The following is a 15620-nucleotide window of genomic DNA, read 5'->3' as shown; positions in this document are numbered from 1 at the left end:
CTGCCCAGCTCGACGAAATGAAGGCGCTCAGTGGTTCCTATGAGTCACTTTTCAGCAGAAGGGCGCTCAAATACAAGGAATTGGGCCTGAAAGACAAAAACCTCACCGAAAAGGATTACCGGGATCTCATCCTCGAAGAATACACTTTCCTTAAAAGGCCCGTGGCCATTATCGGCAAACTGATATTTGTGGGGAACGATAAAAAGAATGTGGCTGCGCTCACCGCAGCCGTGGAAAAATTATGATCAGGTCCTGATCATCTTCTTCAGCAGGTCTTTGAAGTCTATCACCGTGGTTCTGACCTGGCCTCTCAGGCCGGCATAATCCCTGGCCGAACTGAACACATAATCCTCCGGTCTGTCAACGATGGCATCCCGGACAGGGTTCTCGTGAATATGCAGCACTTTTTCCTTCAGTTTGAACACATCCTTGAAATCTATGAATGAAGGGTTGCTGCAGGTCTGCCAAACCTGGAATTTCTCAATCCGCTTGAGCGACTGGCTGCAATGCTCAAACCTGCTGAGCATCCAGTCTTTCCGGAGATCGGTCTCCGTATCCAGTACTTCCAGAATTTTATTGGTGGTAACTCTTTTGAAATCCTTTTCAATGCGGGCCAGGCCGCCGGGATCACTGTTCCTCGCCAGCAGATGAAGATGATTGCTCATCAGGCACCAGGCATACACGATCAACCCCTTGGATACGATACAACAGTTCAACTCATCTATGATGATCTGCTTGTATACCGGACGCACGAACACGTCCACCCAATCAACCGTGTTGAAGGTAATATATGAACAAGCCTGAGGATCAGTTTTTTGTTCCTTCTTTTCATTCATGCCATCACTTTTATACACTCAGTAATGGGTCCGGGGCTTCTCTTAAAGTTACGATTATACCCACTGAGGAACAAAATGAAGGTCTTAAATATCGTAGAATTTTATCATCGGCCTGTAATTTCTGAGCGCTTGACAATGAATACTTAAGGCTTCAATCCATTGGGTAATATCATAAAAAGCCCGGTTGGGGAAAACAACCGGGCAGTATTTTGAACCTTTTTATTTTACCTATCCTATGATGCGGAGCTTGGCATAGTTCAGCATGATCTTCTTCTCTCCGTTCTTATCAAACTTAATTGTAGCAACGGGATTGTGAGAAGAACCTTCCAGTTTTACCACTTCACCAAAACCGAATTTCTGGTGCTCCACCTTGTTACCTTCTGCCAGCGCAGAAATATCACTTGCCACAAAATCCTCACTGGGCGTATGCTCCACCACTTTCGGAGCAACAGGCTTTGCAGGTGCATAAGAAGGCACAGCCGGTTTTTTTGTGGGAGGAGGTCCATACAGTTTTTCAGCATCTTTTGCTGAATTGCCATATCCACCACCGCCTCCATGCATACGATCATAAGCACTGCGGCCGCCACTTCCCCATCCGCCACCGCTGGTCTGGTTACGGGCTCCGCCACCGGCGAAACTACGATCCAGGAACTCATCAGGCAGCTCATCTATGAAACGGCTTGGCTCATTCTGCACCAGCTGACCAAACCGGTAGCGTGTATTTGCATAGGTAACCCAGAGCCTCGCCTTTGCACGGGTAACCACTACATAGAAAAGACGTCTTTCTTCCTCCAGCTCTTCCTTGCTGTTTATGCTCATGGCATTGGGGAAAAGCATTTCTTCCAGACCTGCCGCAAACACGCAGGAGAACTCCAGTCCTTTTGCCGCATGAATGGTCATCAGTTTTACCGTATCTGCGTTGGGATCTTTATCGTCTGCATCTGTAAGCAGGGTGATCTGCTGCAGATATGCACCCAGGCCTTTGTCCGTTACTTCGCCTGTTTCATCACTGTCAGGGCTCTCCACCCATTCTTTGATGGAGTTCAGCAATTCCTGGATATTCTCATAACGGGCTACACCTTCAGTGCTCTTATCGTTGAAAAGTTCTTTTACAAGATTGGTTTGCTTACCCACATGAACCGCCACATCAGATGCATTCCTGGTCTCCAGCATGCTGGCAAAACTCTTCACCATGGTCACAAAACCATCTATGGCCTCCAGTGTATTGCTCTTGAATCCGAAGATCTGCGCCTGCTCCAGCACTTCCCACACGGAGATGTTATGGGTGTTGGCTACCAGCAACGCCTTATCGATAGTGGTTTTGCCGATCCCTCTTGCCGGGTAGTTGATGATCCTTTTGAGTGCCTCTTCATCCTTCGGGTTCACGATTATTCGCAGGTAGGCCACAAAATCCTTGATCTCCTTACGTGAATAGAAGCTGGTGCCTCCATACATGGTATAAGCAATACCCATGCGGCGGAGCGCCTCTTCAAACGCACGGCTCTGTGCATTCGTACGGTAAAGGATTGCGAAATCCCTGTTGTTATAATGATTGCGGAGCTTCTGTTCCTGGATTGTATCTGCCACAAATTTGCCTTCGTCATTGTCCGTCATGGTGCGAACCAGGCGGATCTTCTCTCCATCACTGTTTTCCGTCCAGAGGTCTTTCGGGATCTGGCCTTTATTATTCTTGATCACCTCATTGGCCGCATTCAGAATAGATTTTGTACTACGATAATTCTGTTCCAGTTTCACCACCTTCGCATCTTCATAATCCTTCTGGAACTGAAGGATGTTCTCGATAGTGGCTCCACGGAAACCGTAGATACTTTGTGCATCATCACCCACCACGCACACATTCTCGTTCATAGCACCCAGCAGCTTGATCACTTCATACTGCGCTGGGTTGGTATCCTGATACTCATCGATGAGGATATATTTGAATTTACGCTGGTACTTGATCAGCGCTTCGGGGAAGTGCTTCAGCAGTTCATAGAATTTCAGCAACAGGTCATCAAAGTCCATTGCGCCATTCTTGAAGCAGCGTTTTACATAGGCATCATAGATCTGGGCTGTAGCCGGACGGTTGGAACGAAGGTCTTCCTGCTGCAGGCCATAATCGTTGGCATATTCAACGGGGCCTACCAGGGCGTTCTTGGCCGAGGAGATCCTGTTATAGATATTGGATGGCTTGTAGGTTTTGTCATCCAGGTTCATTTCATTGATTACCGCTTTCACCACACTCTTGGCATCATCCGTATCATAAATGGTGAAGTTATTGGGATAACCCAGGCGGTGCGCTTCGCTGCGCAGTATCCTGGCGAACACGCTGTGGAAGGTTCCCACATACAGGTTGCGTGCATCGGAGTTACCAAGAATATGTTCAATACGTTCCTTCATTTCCTTGGCCGCCTTATTGGTAAAGGTCAGCGCCAGGATATTGAAAGCATCCACCCCGCTGGCCATCAGGTGCGCAATGCGGGTGGTCAGCACTTTTGTTTTTCCACTTCCCGCACCTGCAACAATCATCAATGGCCCGTCTTTATGGAGAACAGCTTCACGCTGCCTGTCGTTCAATCCTTTTAGGTAATCAATCATGGGTGCAATTTACGAAGGATTGAGGTATATGCGGAAGGATGTGGAAAGAAGAGATGATTGGCTGCAATACATGCCCCACACTTTTGGTGGTGCTATCGGGATCTGCCAGGGAGTGTCTGGGCTTTGGGGAAGCGCCGGGCTGTAAATGGTATGTTTTGAAGACCAGGACCCCTCACATCCCTTCAGCCCGGCATATCATAAAACAGGCCATCAAAATAATGGAAAAACACACAAAATATTTCTATTATTCCATCTCCTGAAACCCACCACCGGCAAGGCTTACCGCAAAATGAGCCAATGACGACAATATAACGCCAACGAACACCTGAAAAGCAATTATTTTTGGACCGAATTCAATGATTCTTGCTTATCTTGCCGCAAAGTGGAAAGAACATGTCGACTCCCGATGCTTCCAACCATCTCTTCTACCTCGCAGCCCGGTTCGTCAACCAAACCAACCGGCACCTTTTCCTCACCGGAAAAGCAGGAACCGGCAAAACCACCTTCCTGCGATACATCCGCGAGAACACAAACAAGAGAATGGCTATCATTGCACCAACCGGTGTTGCCGCAATCAATGCGGGAGGAGTTACTATGCACTCTTTCTTCCAACTGCCATTCGGCGCTTTCGTCCCCTCTCCACTCGCAGGATGGAACAGCAATCAGCAATTCAACAATCCCAATACTTTACTGAAGAACCTGAAACTGAGCAGGGATAAAAAAGAGCTCCTGCGCGAGCTGGAACTCCTGGTGATAGATGAAGTGAGCATGCTCCGCGCCGACCTCCTTGACGAGATCGATCTCATCCTCCGCCATGTCCGCCGCAAACCCGATCAGTCATTCGGCGGCGTACAATTATTATATATTGGCGATCTCTTTCAACTGCCACCCGTAGTGAGCAACGAAGAATGGGACATCCTGAAAGCGCATTATAAAAGCCCCTTTTTCTTCGATGCACAGGTACTGCATCAGCATCCGCCGGTGTACCTGGAACTGAAAAAGATCTACCGGCAGCATGAAGAAGATTTCATCCAGATCCTGAACAATATCCGGAACAATACGGTCAGTAATCAGGACCTCGACAGACTCCATCAGCATTACAAACCCGGCTACCAACAGGAGGCCGGAGAAAATTATATCGTTCTTACAACTCATAATTCAAGGGCAGACACCATCAATCAGCAGCAACTGAGCAAGCTGCCGGGCAACCTTCATTCTTTTGAAGGCGTGATCACGCGGGACTTCAATGAGAAAGCACTACCGGCAGAAAAACTGCTGCAGCTGAAAGAAGGCGCCCAGATCATGTTCATTAAGAATGATAAAGGCGAAAGCCGCAGATATTATAATGGTAAGATCGCAGTGATCAGCCGAATTGCAGGAGATAAGATCTTTGTCACTTTCCCGGGGGAATCGTATGAAATGGAACTGGAGAAAGAAACCTGGAAGAATATCAGATACCAGTACAACCGGGAGGAAGACAATATCGAAGAAGAAGAACTGGGCAGTTACGCACAATATCCCATCCGGCTGGCATGGGCCATCACTATTCACAAGAGCCAGGGACTTACTTTTGAAAAAGCCATCATCGATGCTGGCTCGTCCTTTGCACCCGGGCAGGTATACGTGGCACTGAGCCGCCTTACCTCCTTGCAGGGACTTATTCTTTTCTCGCGCATCCAGCCGCATTGTATCCAGACAGATAATCGCACCCTTGAATTCATACGCACGGAACAGGCGGAAGATATGCTTCATCAGCTACTGGAAGAAGAACAGAAGTTGTTTATTGCGCGCTCCCTGGTAAGGACCTTCGACTTTACCAAAATGTCGGAGGCATTCAAGGAACATTATGATGATTATCCCAACCGGCAACTGGCGGATATGAACGGTGCCATTACCTGGGCGCAGGGTATAACCCGTACTGTATTACAGCATGAGGATATGGCCGGAAGGTTCATGCGTCAGCTGGAACAGCTGTTACCGCTTGCTGAACAGGATAACTTTCAGTTCCTCCGTCAGCGAATAGCCGCCGCCAGCGAATATTTTCTGCAACCGCTCGATCAGCTGATTCAGTCCATCCGTGATCATGCAGAAGAGATCCGCATCAAACAACGCATCAAAAAATATGTGCGCGAACTGAATGAACTGGCTTTGCTGCCGGAAAGAAAGAAACAGGAATTGCAGCTGGCTATTCAGATAGCGACAGGGCTGGTGCAGGGCCGTAAGGCCGGGGAACTGCTGCAGGAAGTGGAAGAGCAGCAGAAAGCACACCGGACCAGATCAGAAGAACAGGATGTGGTTCAGAAGGAAGAAAAGAAAACATCAAAGGCTGCCAAAGGCGAAACCAACCGCATCACCCTCAAATTATTCCGGGAAGGCAAAACTATCCCCGAGATCGCGAGCCTTCGCAACCTGGCCAACGGTACCATCGAGAGTCATCTCATTTCATTCATTGCAGCCGGAGAAGTACAGGTAACCCAGCTTGTGGAACCGGACAAAGTGCGGGAAGTGCTGGCCTTGCTGGATTCCGCCCATCAGGAAACACTTACTGCAACAGCTATCAAAGAAAAACTGGGAGACGGATTCAGCTATGGAGATATAAGAGCAGTTGTTCAGCACCGGGAATGGCTGAATAAAAATCAGGAAACTGGCTGATGAATATCCTCATCAGGTGGATTGAACCTTTGAGCCACGCTGTGGCTTGCGTGTCCAATGTGAAAGTTCTGTCTGGTCAAACCACAGTGTGAGTGTGGAGTCGCGGAGCGTATACCTGTTGGCCATGAATAAATTCTTCAGGAAAGCCGCTTCATTATAACCTGTACAGATCTTCCGGGACATCTTAATATTGTCATTGAAATGAAGGCTGCTGTCTGTCAGCGTGAATGAGCCCTGCATGGTATTACAACCTGTATGACCGCTGAAGGTTTTGTTTTTCAGGTTGAATTTTAGCGAAGGAAACTGTCCGGATGCTGTGTCCGAAGGCAGGGCCGGAACCAGGTACCATTGTCCATTTAAAGACGTATCAGCTGTTATGCCACAGGAGATGGCATTCGCTGTATAATGTAAGTAGCTGTTTTTTGATTCTGCAGGTGATGGCTCCGGGCGGAACCTCCGGAAGCTGCTTCCCCTGACCTTGTTTGAGTACACATACCGGATACTGTTCAGGGAGAGATTGGCCCTTTGTTGGGAATTATAAGATAAGTGGTGTTCTGTGGATGAGGTATTGATAACTGCCGGCACAAATCCCACCAGCAGCAGCAATGCTACCCCACAGCATAAGAGGGTGCGCATGATTTACATAATTTGATTTATGTCATTCAATTTTGTTGCCAGAAATAAAGAAACCGCCTGGTTACAGACGGCTTCTCTTTCCCGTTGCAGGTTCATTTTTACAACGGAAATGGTTGGTGATCCAACCCTAGTATTTGTGCCTGATTGAGTCAATGCCTCCCTTTGGCCTGTTTGCGGTATCCATTCTTATGGTATCGCTTCTGAGGGAATCTTCGGGTGCAGGCAGAGTTGTATCCTCTAACCTGTTGTTTGTTTTAGTGCTGTCGTACGATTCAGCGTCCCGACCATTGTTATCATTACAAGCCACAAACCCACCTGTTATGATCACCGCTATAAATAAATTTTTCATCGTGGTCTTTGTTGAAACTATGTTCAAAACCGTTGCCATGCCCGGAGGAAAATATGGTTTGGGACAGAAATATGTTTAAAAAGAAATGGTTAGAAGAGCCGGTTTTTTTTCTGTTGAAATTTATCGCACCCTGTTATGTTGTTATCATTCTACGGTTTGTTGAATTTCTTCCCGCTGATTTTTTCTATCTTGGGGAATGCTGCAGAATCAAGTATTGCTGATCCTTTCGTTGCTTTTTGTGGTGTCTATGCTGAGCATGCTAAGCCAGAAACTGCGCATCTCCTATCCCATCTTCCTGGTGGTAGCAGGCTTACTGATCAGCCTGGTCCCCGGCACGCCTTCGGTAAGCCTTGAGCCGGAAGTGGTCTTCATTATCTTTCTGCCTCCATTATTATATGCTGCGGCCTGGAATACTTCCTGGAATGATTTCTGGGCAAACCGACGCCCGATAAGCCTTTTGTCTATCGGTCTGGTGATCTTCACGTCGGCTGCCGTTGCATTTACCGCCAATGCCATGATCCCCGGATTTACACTGGCGCTGGGCTTTTTACTGGGTGGGATCATTTCCCCTCCTGACGCCATCGCCGCCACCAGCGTGCTCCAGGGAATGAAAGTTCCCAGGCGGGTGATCACCATTCTCGAGGGCGAGAGCCTGGTGAACGATGCTTCATCCCTGATAGTGTTCCGGTTTGCGCTTGCGGCAATGGTAACGGGAGAGTTTGTGCTCTGGAAAGCAGGCGGGGAGTTTATCTGGGTATCGCTGATGGGCATTGTGATCGGGCTGGCCTTCGCATTTGTAGAATACCTGATCCATCGCTGGCTGCCAACAACCCCCAGTATCGATACCGCCATCACACTTATCTCTCCATATCTTATGTACATCACGGCGGAACATTTCCATTTTTCGGGAGTCCTGGCCGTTGTGAGCGGAGGCCTCTTCATGAGCTGGCGTTCGCATGATGTGTTTTCTTACAATACCCGTATACAAACCACCAGTGTGTGGAATACCCTGGTATTCCTGCTGAACGGAGTGGTGTTCATACTTATCGGCCTGCAACTGCCGGGCATTGTAGAAGGGCTGGAAGAGAATTCAATCATGCAGTCTTTCAAATATGCAGTGGTGATCAGTGTGGTTACTATTCTGATCCGTATACTGTGGGTTTTTCCCGGTGCCTATGTACCACGTATCCTCAGCAAAAAATTGCGTGAAAAAGAAGAAAGGCCTGGTCCCAACAGTGTATTCCTGGTTGCCTGGAGCGGCATGCGTGGGGTTGTTTCACTGGCAGCGGCATTGTCTGTTCCTCTCGCGCTGGGAGACAAAGCATTCCCCTACCGCAATCTTATCCTGTTCATTACCTTCTGTGTGATCCTGGTAACCCTGGTGATCCAGGGACTTAGCCTGCCGCTGATGCTGAAATGGCTGAAGATCGATGTGCCGGAAAACGAGCACGAAGAGGAACAGGAGATCAGGCTGCGCCTCGCCAATGTGGCGCTGGATCATATCGAACATAAATATGGAGAAGAAGCCAATAATATAGATGCCTTTACCCGGCTCCGCGACCGTTACAAACGGATGGCCGAGATCACTGCCCGCAAACTGGAGAAAGAAGAAGAGCTGAAGAAACGGCCCGAGTTCCTGCACAAGTACCGGGAAATGCTGCTGGAACTGGTAGATGCCCGGAGGACCGAGCTCAACAAAATGCGGCACGAAAATCAATTCCCCGAAGAACTGATCCGGAAGAAAGAAGATGAACTGGATCTGGAGGAAGCCCGCTTACGTAAATAACGGCAATCAATATCCGAATCTAATACCATTAACAACATGCAGCCTATCATCTTATTGCACGGCGCTATCGGCGCCGCTGCCCAACTGAAGCCACTTGCCAGCCTGCTCGGCAGTTCATATTCGGTACACGCCATTGATTTCTCTGGCCACGGCGGAGAGCCTATGCCTGCTGAAGCCTTTTCCATGGAATTGTTTGCACGCCAGGTAATTGAATATATGGACCGGCACCAGTTGCAATCCCCGGAAATATTTGGTTACAGTATGGGAGGTTATGTGGGCACGTATATCGCGCGGCATTATCCCGGTCGGATCAGCAGGCTGATCACCCTGGCCACTAAATTCTATTGGGACGAAACCATTGCCGCCAAACAGCAACGCAGCTTTGATGCCGATGTGATCCTGGAAAAAGCACCTGCATTCGCAGAACAATTACAGCAATTGCATGGTACTGAAAACTGGAAAGAAGTGCTGGTAAGAACAGGGGCCATGCTAACGGCGCTGGGCAAGCGCAATGCGCTGAATGCGGAAGATTATCCGTTGGTGCAGATCCCAGCCCTGCTGATGCAGGGAGATAAAGACAGGATGGTTACCCTGGAAGAAACCATTGCTGTTTATCGTGGCATGCCGGCGGGAAAAGCCAGCCTCTGCATTTTGCCGGATACTCCTCACCCGCTGGAGAATGTAAACCTGGAATTACTAACCAGGCTGATCAAAGGCCAGGCTTAAAAGAAATTGCACCAGCTTCAGGCTGGTGCAATCATATCATATTATAAGGTTTGTTTACTTCTTGAGCTCACTGAGCAAAGTAACTTCTTCCTTGCAAAGTTCTCTTTCATAGATCCTGATCTCATCCATCACTCCATTGAACCAGTAAGGGAACTGTGGATTCAAAGACTTTCCAATGGTAAGCGGATCACTATTGGGAGTGAAGGTTGGAGTAAAGGCCTGTGTGTATTTATGCACACCATCAACGTACATTTTTGCTGCACCGTCTCCGTAAGTGAATACTACCGTGTACCATTTGTTGGTTGCAACACGTGGATTTTCAGCAACAGCACCAGCACCATTGTTCACGTTCCTGTCTCCATAACCTGCATGGAATACCATATTGTTTACATCGATAGGCGCGCTGCAGTCAAATCTTGCATCAGATACCCTCAGGGCATAACTTCCTGTTACGTAATCGTTACCTCCCAGTTTGCCAAGGATCTGGCTTGAATTACAGTTACCTGAATAAAATCCGTTCATTTTCACAACCGCCATTATGGAAAACCCTTTATCTACAGTTGGGTTAAGCGACACGCTGTTTGGAACCTGCATGTATGAATCAGTACCATTGAAGAGGTAGGCACCGTCTGCATTTCCAAAGCGGTCAGTGGCTTTGGTTGCATTATTGAATGTGATATGGTTTCCTTTGCCTGAGCTGTCGTTCAGGTTACCTCCTTTGAAATTGTAATAGGCAACCAGCCCTTTTTTAAGGGATTCTTCATCGCAGTTGCAGGGAATCAAAACAGTGTCTCTGATTGTTTCTGTTTTGGTACATGAGCTCATAGGAGCGGTAGTACCCAAAAATACCAACAGAATAATAACGCCGGTGGAGAGCAGGGATAAAATCTTCATTTGGGGATCTTTTCTTTGCGGCGAATGTAATTCAGAAAGCCGGGAATGTAAATCACAAATGCGTAAGCGTGCAGTTCAGCGTGGTAATTGTGCCAAATTGTTTATAAATGCAAGAAGCCATACCGGCTGGTATGGCTTTTTGCTATAACGGCGGTTTATGCATCCGCCCGGAGTAAAATTGATTAGGGCTTTTTCTCAAGCAGTTTGAAGAACTGGTCAAGCTGAGGCAGGATCACGATACGTGTTCTGCGGTTAGCAGCTTTACCTTCAACTGTGTCATTAGCACCAACTGGTACGTATTCGGCACGGCCGGCAGCAGTGATCTTTGCAGGCTCCAGACCGTACTCTTTCTGAAGAACGCGAACTACAGAAGTAGCACGTTTAACAGAGAGGTCCCAGTTGTCAACCAGCAGTCCGCGGGAGAAAGGAACATTGTCTGTATGACCTTCAACCATGAAGTCGATATCAGGCTGGTTCTTCAGAACTGCTGCTACTTTACCCAGTACAGTTTTAGCTGCATCGGTTACGTCGTAGCTGCCGCTCTTGAAGAGGAGCTTGTCAGAGATGTCGATATACACAACACCTTTGTCAACTTTGATGTTGATGTCTTTGTCGTCCAGGTTGCCGATAGCACCTTTCAGGTTCATCACCAACTGCATGTTGAGTGAATCCTTCCTGGCCATCTGCTGCTGGAGCGTTTGGATGTAAGCATCTTTTGCTCCCATATTGTCGAGAGACTTACGGATGCTTTCAGCCTGAGAGCTTGAAATAACTGACAGGTCCTGCAGTTGTTTCAGGGCTGTAGTATTGTTTTCTTTCAGGTAATCGATCTGTTTGTTCAGCGCTGCGATCTCGTTCTGGAGCGCTTCAGCTTTACGGGCGGCTTCAGCTTTCAGGTCTTCACAACCTTTCAGGTCGCCGGTGAGTTTTGTGTTCTGTGCCGTGAGGTCAGCAACTTTAGCTTGTTCAGCGGCAAATTTCTTTTTGCTTACGCATGAGTAAAGGAGGATAGGGGAGAGCGCTACCAATAAGACTTGTCTGGGCTTCATATTAATTGTTTTGAATGAGAAATATACATCCATCCGGGCATAACTGCAATTCGCCTTGGCCGTAAGCCTAGCAAGCATCATGCCTGTCTGGGGTTTCAAAGGTAATTTAACCGGAGAAAAATGTTACTATACAATTAGTTAAGTATGCTTTTTAAGGTCTTTTTAATCGCTGAAAGCGGCAAGATATAGCAAGTATCACTCTGTTATGCAGCCGGATGGAGAAATTTTCGCGCATGCATAACGGTTTTCTGTCAGCGACCTTTTGCAGGATGAGTTCATTATTGATGCCAGAATGTAGCGGCAATTTCCTGCAATCTCATTAGAAGTGATTCTCATATGAAGGGAACGGTTTATCACTGGATAAATTTCTGCTGCACAAAACGTTCACAACCGCATAATATTATATTCAGGATCAATAAAAATATGGTCTCCAAAAATTTTAGCGGCATTTTGCTAAAATAATTAGTTTGAATTTCAGATTTTATCCCTACATTTGAATTGCAATCGTTTGCTACTAATAACTACTAAAAACTCACCCATTATGTCAAAAGATAAAGAGAAGGAAACTTCCGGCGCAGGAAACAATGAGAAGCTGAAGGCACTCAAACTGACCATTGATAAGATCGAGAAAGATTTTGGAAAGGGCAGTGTGATGATGATGAACGAAAAGTCCCAGGATCCCCACGAAGTTGTATCCACCGGTTCTATCGGTCTGGACACAGCACTCGGTATCGGTGGCTTCCCGAGGGGGCGTATCATTGAGATCTACGGACCGGAATCATCCGGTAAAACCACCATCGCCATTCATGCGATCGCAGAAGCTCAGAAGAAAGGCGGTATGTGCGCCATCATCGATGCCGAGCATGCTTTCGACAGCGCTTATGCCCGCAAGTTAGGTGTGGATGTAGACAATCTCCTGATCTCTCAGCCGGACTACGGTGAGCAGGCCCTGGAAATTGCCGACAGGCTGATCCTCTCTGGTGCTCTTGATGTAGTGGTGATCGACTCGGTAGCCGCCCTGGTTCCTAAAGGTGAACTGGAAGGTGAAATGGGCGACAGCAAAATGGGCCTCCAGGCTCGTCTGATGTCCCAGGCCTTACGTAAGCTCACAGCTACTATCAATAAGACCAATACCATCTGTATCTTCATCAACCAGCTGCGTGAAAAGATCGGTGTGATGTTCGGTAACCCCGAAACAACTACCGGTGGTAATGCCCTGAAGTTCTACGCATCTGTCCGCCTCGATATCCGCCGTATGGCCCAGATAAAGGACGGTGATGAAGCAATCGGTAACCGGGTTAAAGTGAAAGTGGTAAAGAATAAAGTAGCTCCCCCCTTCCGCGCAGCAGAATTCGATATCGTGTTCGGAGAAGGTATCTCCAAAACAGGTGAGATCCTCGATATGGGCGTGGAACTGGGAATTGTACAGAAAAGCGGTAGCTGGTTCAGCTACAATACAGATAAACTCGGCCAGGGCCGCGATGCAGTAAAACAACTGCTCATCGACAACCCCGAGCTGTCAAACGAGATCGAGACCAGGATCCGCGAAAAAATTAAGGAAATGCAGAACGCCTGATAAGGCACCCCATCCATTCTGCATTCAAAAGATAGTTTTATGATGGGTTAGTAAATAGTAGGACCGGCCAATTCTTTGGCTGGTTTTTCTTTTATATGATATTATATCAGGCTATACACATAAAACCGCCGCCACGTTTGCCCATAAAGCCCGCCAGGTGCGCATCCTGTAATTGCCTGCCAGGCATCACCCAGAATGCCGGCATATCCTTCACCCCATCCCTCGCTTCATAAGGGATAGTCATCGCCTCCGGCGCAGAAGGGATCAATACCAGCCCGCGCTCCCTGTCAACCATATACGCACTGTTGATCACCAGCCTTTTTACCGTGAATGAATAACCGCTCCTCGTACTCAACCGGAACCTTTGCCCGTTCCAGCTGATCCCCGATACCTGCGCAATATTCACTTCCTTCACCCGCTTGCCTGCACCCCGGAACCGCTCCGCCAAACCGGCAACCCTTCCCGCTCCGGCCAGCAACATCGCACAATCAGCATCATCCTGCTGTATCTCCGCCACCACCAGATCAGGCATCAACAATACCGCAGGCGCTATCATCCCTGAACTCAAAAGAAAATTTCTTCTGTTCATATATATTATTTTAAAGATGTATGATGCTTTTTCACCAGGACCCCAAACTGCCCTCATAGCCTGAAACCACTTATCCAGGGCTTTCAAAAGCTACTATTCTACAAATCGTAAGAACAGGGCTGCATTTCGTTTACACATGGGCGTTAACGCGGAAATGCAGTACAGTAAACAATTTCAAAGTATAGAGAGGAAATGATAGATACGAAAAGTGAAGAACGGAGAGAAATAAAAAAGGGGTCTGAATAGACATTCAACCCCGCTTTAAAATCCAATATCCTATGAAAAACCGAGGTAAAAATAAGGGTGATTTCTGAATTCTGCAATACTACTTTGTGGTATTCTTAAAAAAGGTTCACAGGATTGATTTAAATCAATTCTTGAGCAGCTTTTCCTGGGTAACTGTACCCGTAACCCTGTTGACCACGCGTAAGATATACATACCCTTTTCCAGGGTTGTAACATTGAGTGTCTGCAGTCCGTGGATTCCACTCTGAGTCAGGCGGACCGCTCCCCTGTTATCAACGATCTGCACATCCGCCGCATGCTCAGAACGAATGATCAGCACATTATCCACAGGATTGGGGTAAAACTTGAAGGATATATCACCGGCAATCTGCGTTGTGGCGATCAGCGAATACTGATCCACCCCCGTCCGGCCGGCATGACGGATCCGGTAAGCATTCTTTCCCTTCGCCGGAGAATCATCCACCCACTCATACCAGTCGCCCGAACTTGCCTGCTTCAGTATTGCCACCATTTCAAAGTCGCGGCCATTTACACTTCGCTCCACCGCCACAAACTCATTCCCGCCCTTCCGCGACAGCCGCCAGTTCAAAACAACCTTTGTTTTCTCTTTCACCACCGCCGCCAGGTTGGTCACCTGACCGGAACTGTCGTCAACGGATGTCTCCTCTTCCGGTCCCGCAGTCTGAGCCCGCAATGCAGCCGCACTGCAAATAATAAGGGAAAAACAAAAGAGAAAGGTCTTAAGCATAGGTTGATCACTTTGAATTTTCAGGGAAAAGCTTATTATCAATATCTGTGCCGCAGCAGGAAAAAACGACGTTAAACCTCTAAGATTTTAAGCATTGCGTTAAAGTTTCTTCAAAATGACCGTTATCACTACCTTTAAGCATGATCAAGACCCGACGCTTAAACACAAGAAAACGTATTGCTCTGGTAGCACACGATAACAAGAAAAAAGACCTGATAGAATGGGCAGAATTCAATAAAGTAGTACTGGCAAAACATGAGCTGATTGCCACCGGCACAACGGGCAAACTGCTGGAAGATCAACTGGACAGGCCCGTGAAGAAATTACTCAGCGGCCCGCTTGGCGGCGACCAGCAGATCGGCTCCATGATCGCCAGCGGAGAGATCGATATCCTGATCTTCTTCTGGGATCCCATGGAAGCCCAGCCACACGACAGTGATGTGAAAGCCCTGCTCCGCATTGCTATCGCCTGGAACTGCGTAATGGCCTGCGACAGGTCAACCGCGGATTTTGTACTCACTTCCCCGCTGATGCAGGCTGAATACACCGTGAATATCCCGGATTATTCAACCTACCTTAAACGAAAGATCGACTGAGTTTGTTAATATTCCATGGAGCTCCCGGCCCCGGCTGCCTTTAGCCTTAAATTTGCCGGTTACCCTTTTTAATTATGGCATTTAACTTACATACTCCCTTTCCTCCGGCGGGCGACCAGCCGGAAGCTATCCGCCAATTGACGGAAGGTATTCTCGCAGGCGAAAAGCAACAGGTGCTGCTAGGTGTTACCGGTAGTGGTAAAACTTATACCATGGCCAATGTGATCCAGCAGGTACAACGCCCTACCCTGGTTCTCACCCATAACAAAACACTGGTGGCCCAGTTGTACGGGGAATTCAAGCAATTCTTCCCGGAAAACGCCGTAGGGTATTTTGTTA

General features: G+C 47.9%; 14 protein-coding genes. 7 read left to right on the top strand and 7 right to left on the bottom strand.

What is annotated here, in order from left to right:
• Window positions 1-245 (top strand): arsenate reductase family protein (locus ACTHMC_RS04960; RefSeq protein ID WP_440411373.1); only part of this gene is annotated, 245 nt, incomplete at its 5' end.
• Here the strand turns inward: ACTHMC_RS04960 and ACTHMC_RS04955 are convergent.
• Entirely contained in the window at window positions 246-836 is a 591-nt protein-coding gene (locus ACTHMC_RS04955; RefSeq protein WP_440411371.1) for a transposase, read from the bottom strand.
• 228 nt (window positions 837-1064) lie between these two features.
• A complete protein-coding gene (locus ACTHMC_RS04950) occupies window positions 1065-3434 on the bottom strand; it encodes an ATP-dependent helicase (RefSeq protein WP_440411369.1) in 2370 nt (789 codons plus the stop codon).
• Between the two features lie 393 nt (window positions 3435-3827).
• On the opposite strand from ACTHMC_RS04950, the gene ACTHMC_RS04945 reads away from it, so the two are divergent.
• Window positions 3828-6086, top strand: a complete 2259-nt coding sequence (locus tag ACTHMC_RS04945; protein ID WP_440411367.1) for a helix-turn-helix domain-containing protein — start codon at window positions 3828-3830, stop codon at window positions 6084-6086.
• 12 nt (window positions 6087-6098) lie between these two features.
• Here ACTHMC_RS04945 and ACTHMC_RS04940 read toward each other — a convergent pair whose 3' ends face one another.
• Window positions 6099-6722, bottom strand: coding sequence for an META domain-containing protein (locus ACTHMC_RS04940; RefSeq protein WP_440411365.1), 624 nt, complete (start codon window positions 6720-6722; stop codon window positions 6099-6101).
• Window positions 6723-7267: 545 nt separating this feature from the next.
• On the opposite strand from ACTHMC_RS04940, the gene ACTHMC_RS04935 reads away from it, so the two are divergent.
• Both ACTHMC_RS04935 and ACTHMC_RS04930 read left to right on the top strand, forming a co-directional pair.
• Complete coding sequence (locus ACTHMC_RS04935) at window positions 7268-8857, top strand: Na+/H+ antiporter (protein ID WP_440411364.1); 1590 nt, start codon at window positions 7268-7270, stop codon at window positions 8855-8857.
• Between the two features lie 36 nt (window positions 8858-8893).
• Window positions 8894-9583: an alpha/beta fold hydrolase gene (locus tag ACTHMC_RS04930; RefSeq protein WP_440411362.1), complete on the top strand. Its 690-nt coding sequence runs from the start codon at window positions 8894-8896 to the stop codon at window positions 9581-9583.
• A gap of 54 nt (window positions 9584-9637) precedes the next feature.
• Here the strand turns inward: ACTHMC_RS04930 and ACTHMC_RS04925 are convergent, their stop codons facing one another.
• Window positions 9638-10477: a LamG domain-containing protein gene (locus tag ACTHMC_RS04925; RefSeq protein ID WP_440411360.1), complete on the bottom strand. Its 840-nt coding sequence runs from the start codon at window positions 10475-10477 to the stop codon at window positions 9638-9640.
• A 182-nt stretch (window positions 10478-10659) separates the two neighbouring features.
• Window positions 10660-11526 carry an OmpA/MotB family protein gene (locus ACTHMC_RS04920; protein WP_440411358.1) on the bottom strand — a complete coding sequence of 289 codons (867 nt, stop codon included), beginning with the start codon at window positions 11524-11526 and terminating at the stop codon, window positions 10660-10662.
• Between the two features lie 541 nt (window positions 11527-12067).
• On the opposite strand from ACTHMC_RS04920, the gene recA reads away from it, so the two are divergent.
• The gene (gene recA / locus ACTHMC_RS04915; RefSeq protein WP_440411357.1) at window positions 12068-13102 is read left to right on the top strand and encodes a recombinase RecA; all 1035 of its coding nucleotides are present in this window, start codon (window positions 12068-12070) and stop codon (window positions 13100-13102) included.
• A 106-nt stretch (window positions 13103-13208) separates the two neighbouring features.
• On the opposite strand, the gene ACTHMC_RS04910 is transcribed toward recA, so the two are convergent.
• Both ACTHMC_RS04910 and ACTHMC_RS04905 read right to left on the bottom strand, forming a co-directional pair.
• Complete coding sequence (locus ACTHMC_RS04910) at window positions 13209-13691, bottom strand: hypothetical protein (RefSeq protein ID WP_440411355.1); 483 nt, start codon at window positions 13689-13691, stop codon at window positions 13209-13211.
• Window positions 13692-14061: 370 nt separating this feature from the next.
• A complete protein-coding gene (locus tag ACTHMC_RS04905; protein ID WP_440411353.1) occupies window positions 14062-14685 on the bottom strand; it encodes a T9SS type A sorting domain-containing protein in 624 nt (207 codons plus the stop codon).
• Window positions 14686-14825: 140 nt separating this feature from the next.
• Here ACTHMC_RS04905 and ACTHMC_RS04900 point away from each other — a divergent pair, with 140 nt between their 5' ends.
• Window positions 14826-15281: a methylglyoxal synthase gene (locus ACTHMC_RS04900; protein WP_440411351.1), complete on the top strand. Its 456-nt coding sequence runs from the start codon at window positions 14826-14828 to the stop codon at window positions 15279-15281.
• A gap of 74 nt (window positions 15282-15355) precedes the next feature.
• Window positions 15356-15620 (top strand): DEAD/DEAH box helicase family protein (locus ACTHMC_RS04895; RefSeq protein WP_440411349.1); only part of this gene is annotated, 265 nt, incomplete at its 3' end.

It is taken from the genome of Pseudobacter sp. (genome assembly GCF_051955275.1).
Classification (GTDB): Bacteria; Bacteroidota; Bacteroidia; order Chitinophagales; family Chitinophagaceae; genus Pseudobacter.
Note: the sequence above shows the minus strand (reverse complement) of the source record. Positions and strands in the feature narration are given on the sequence as shown.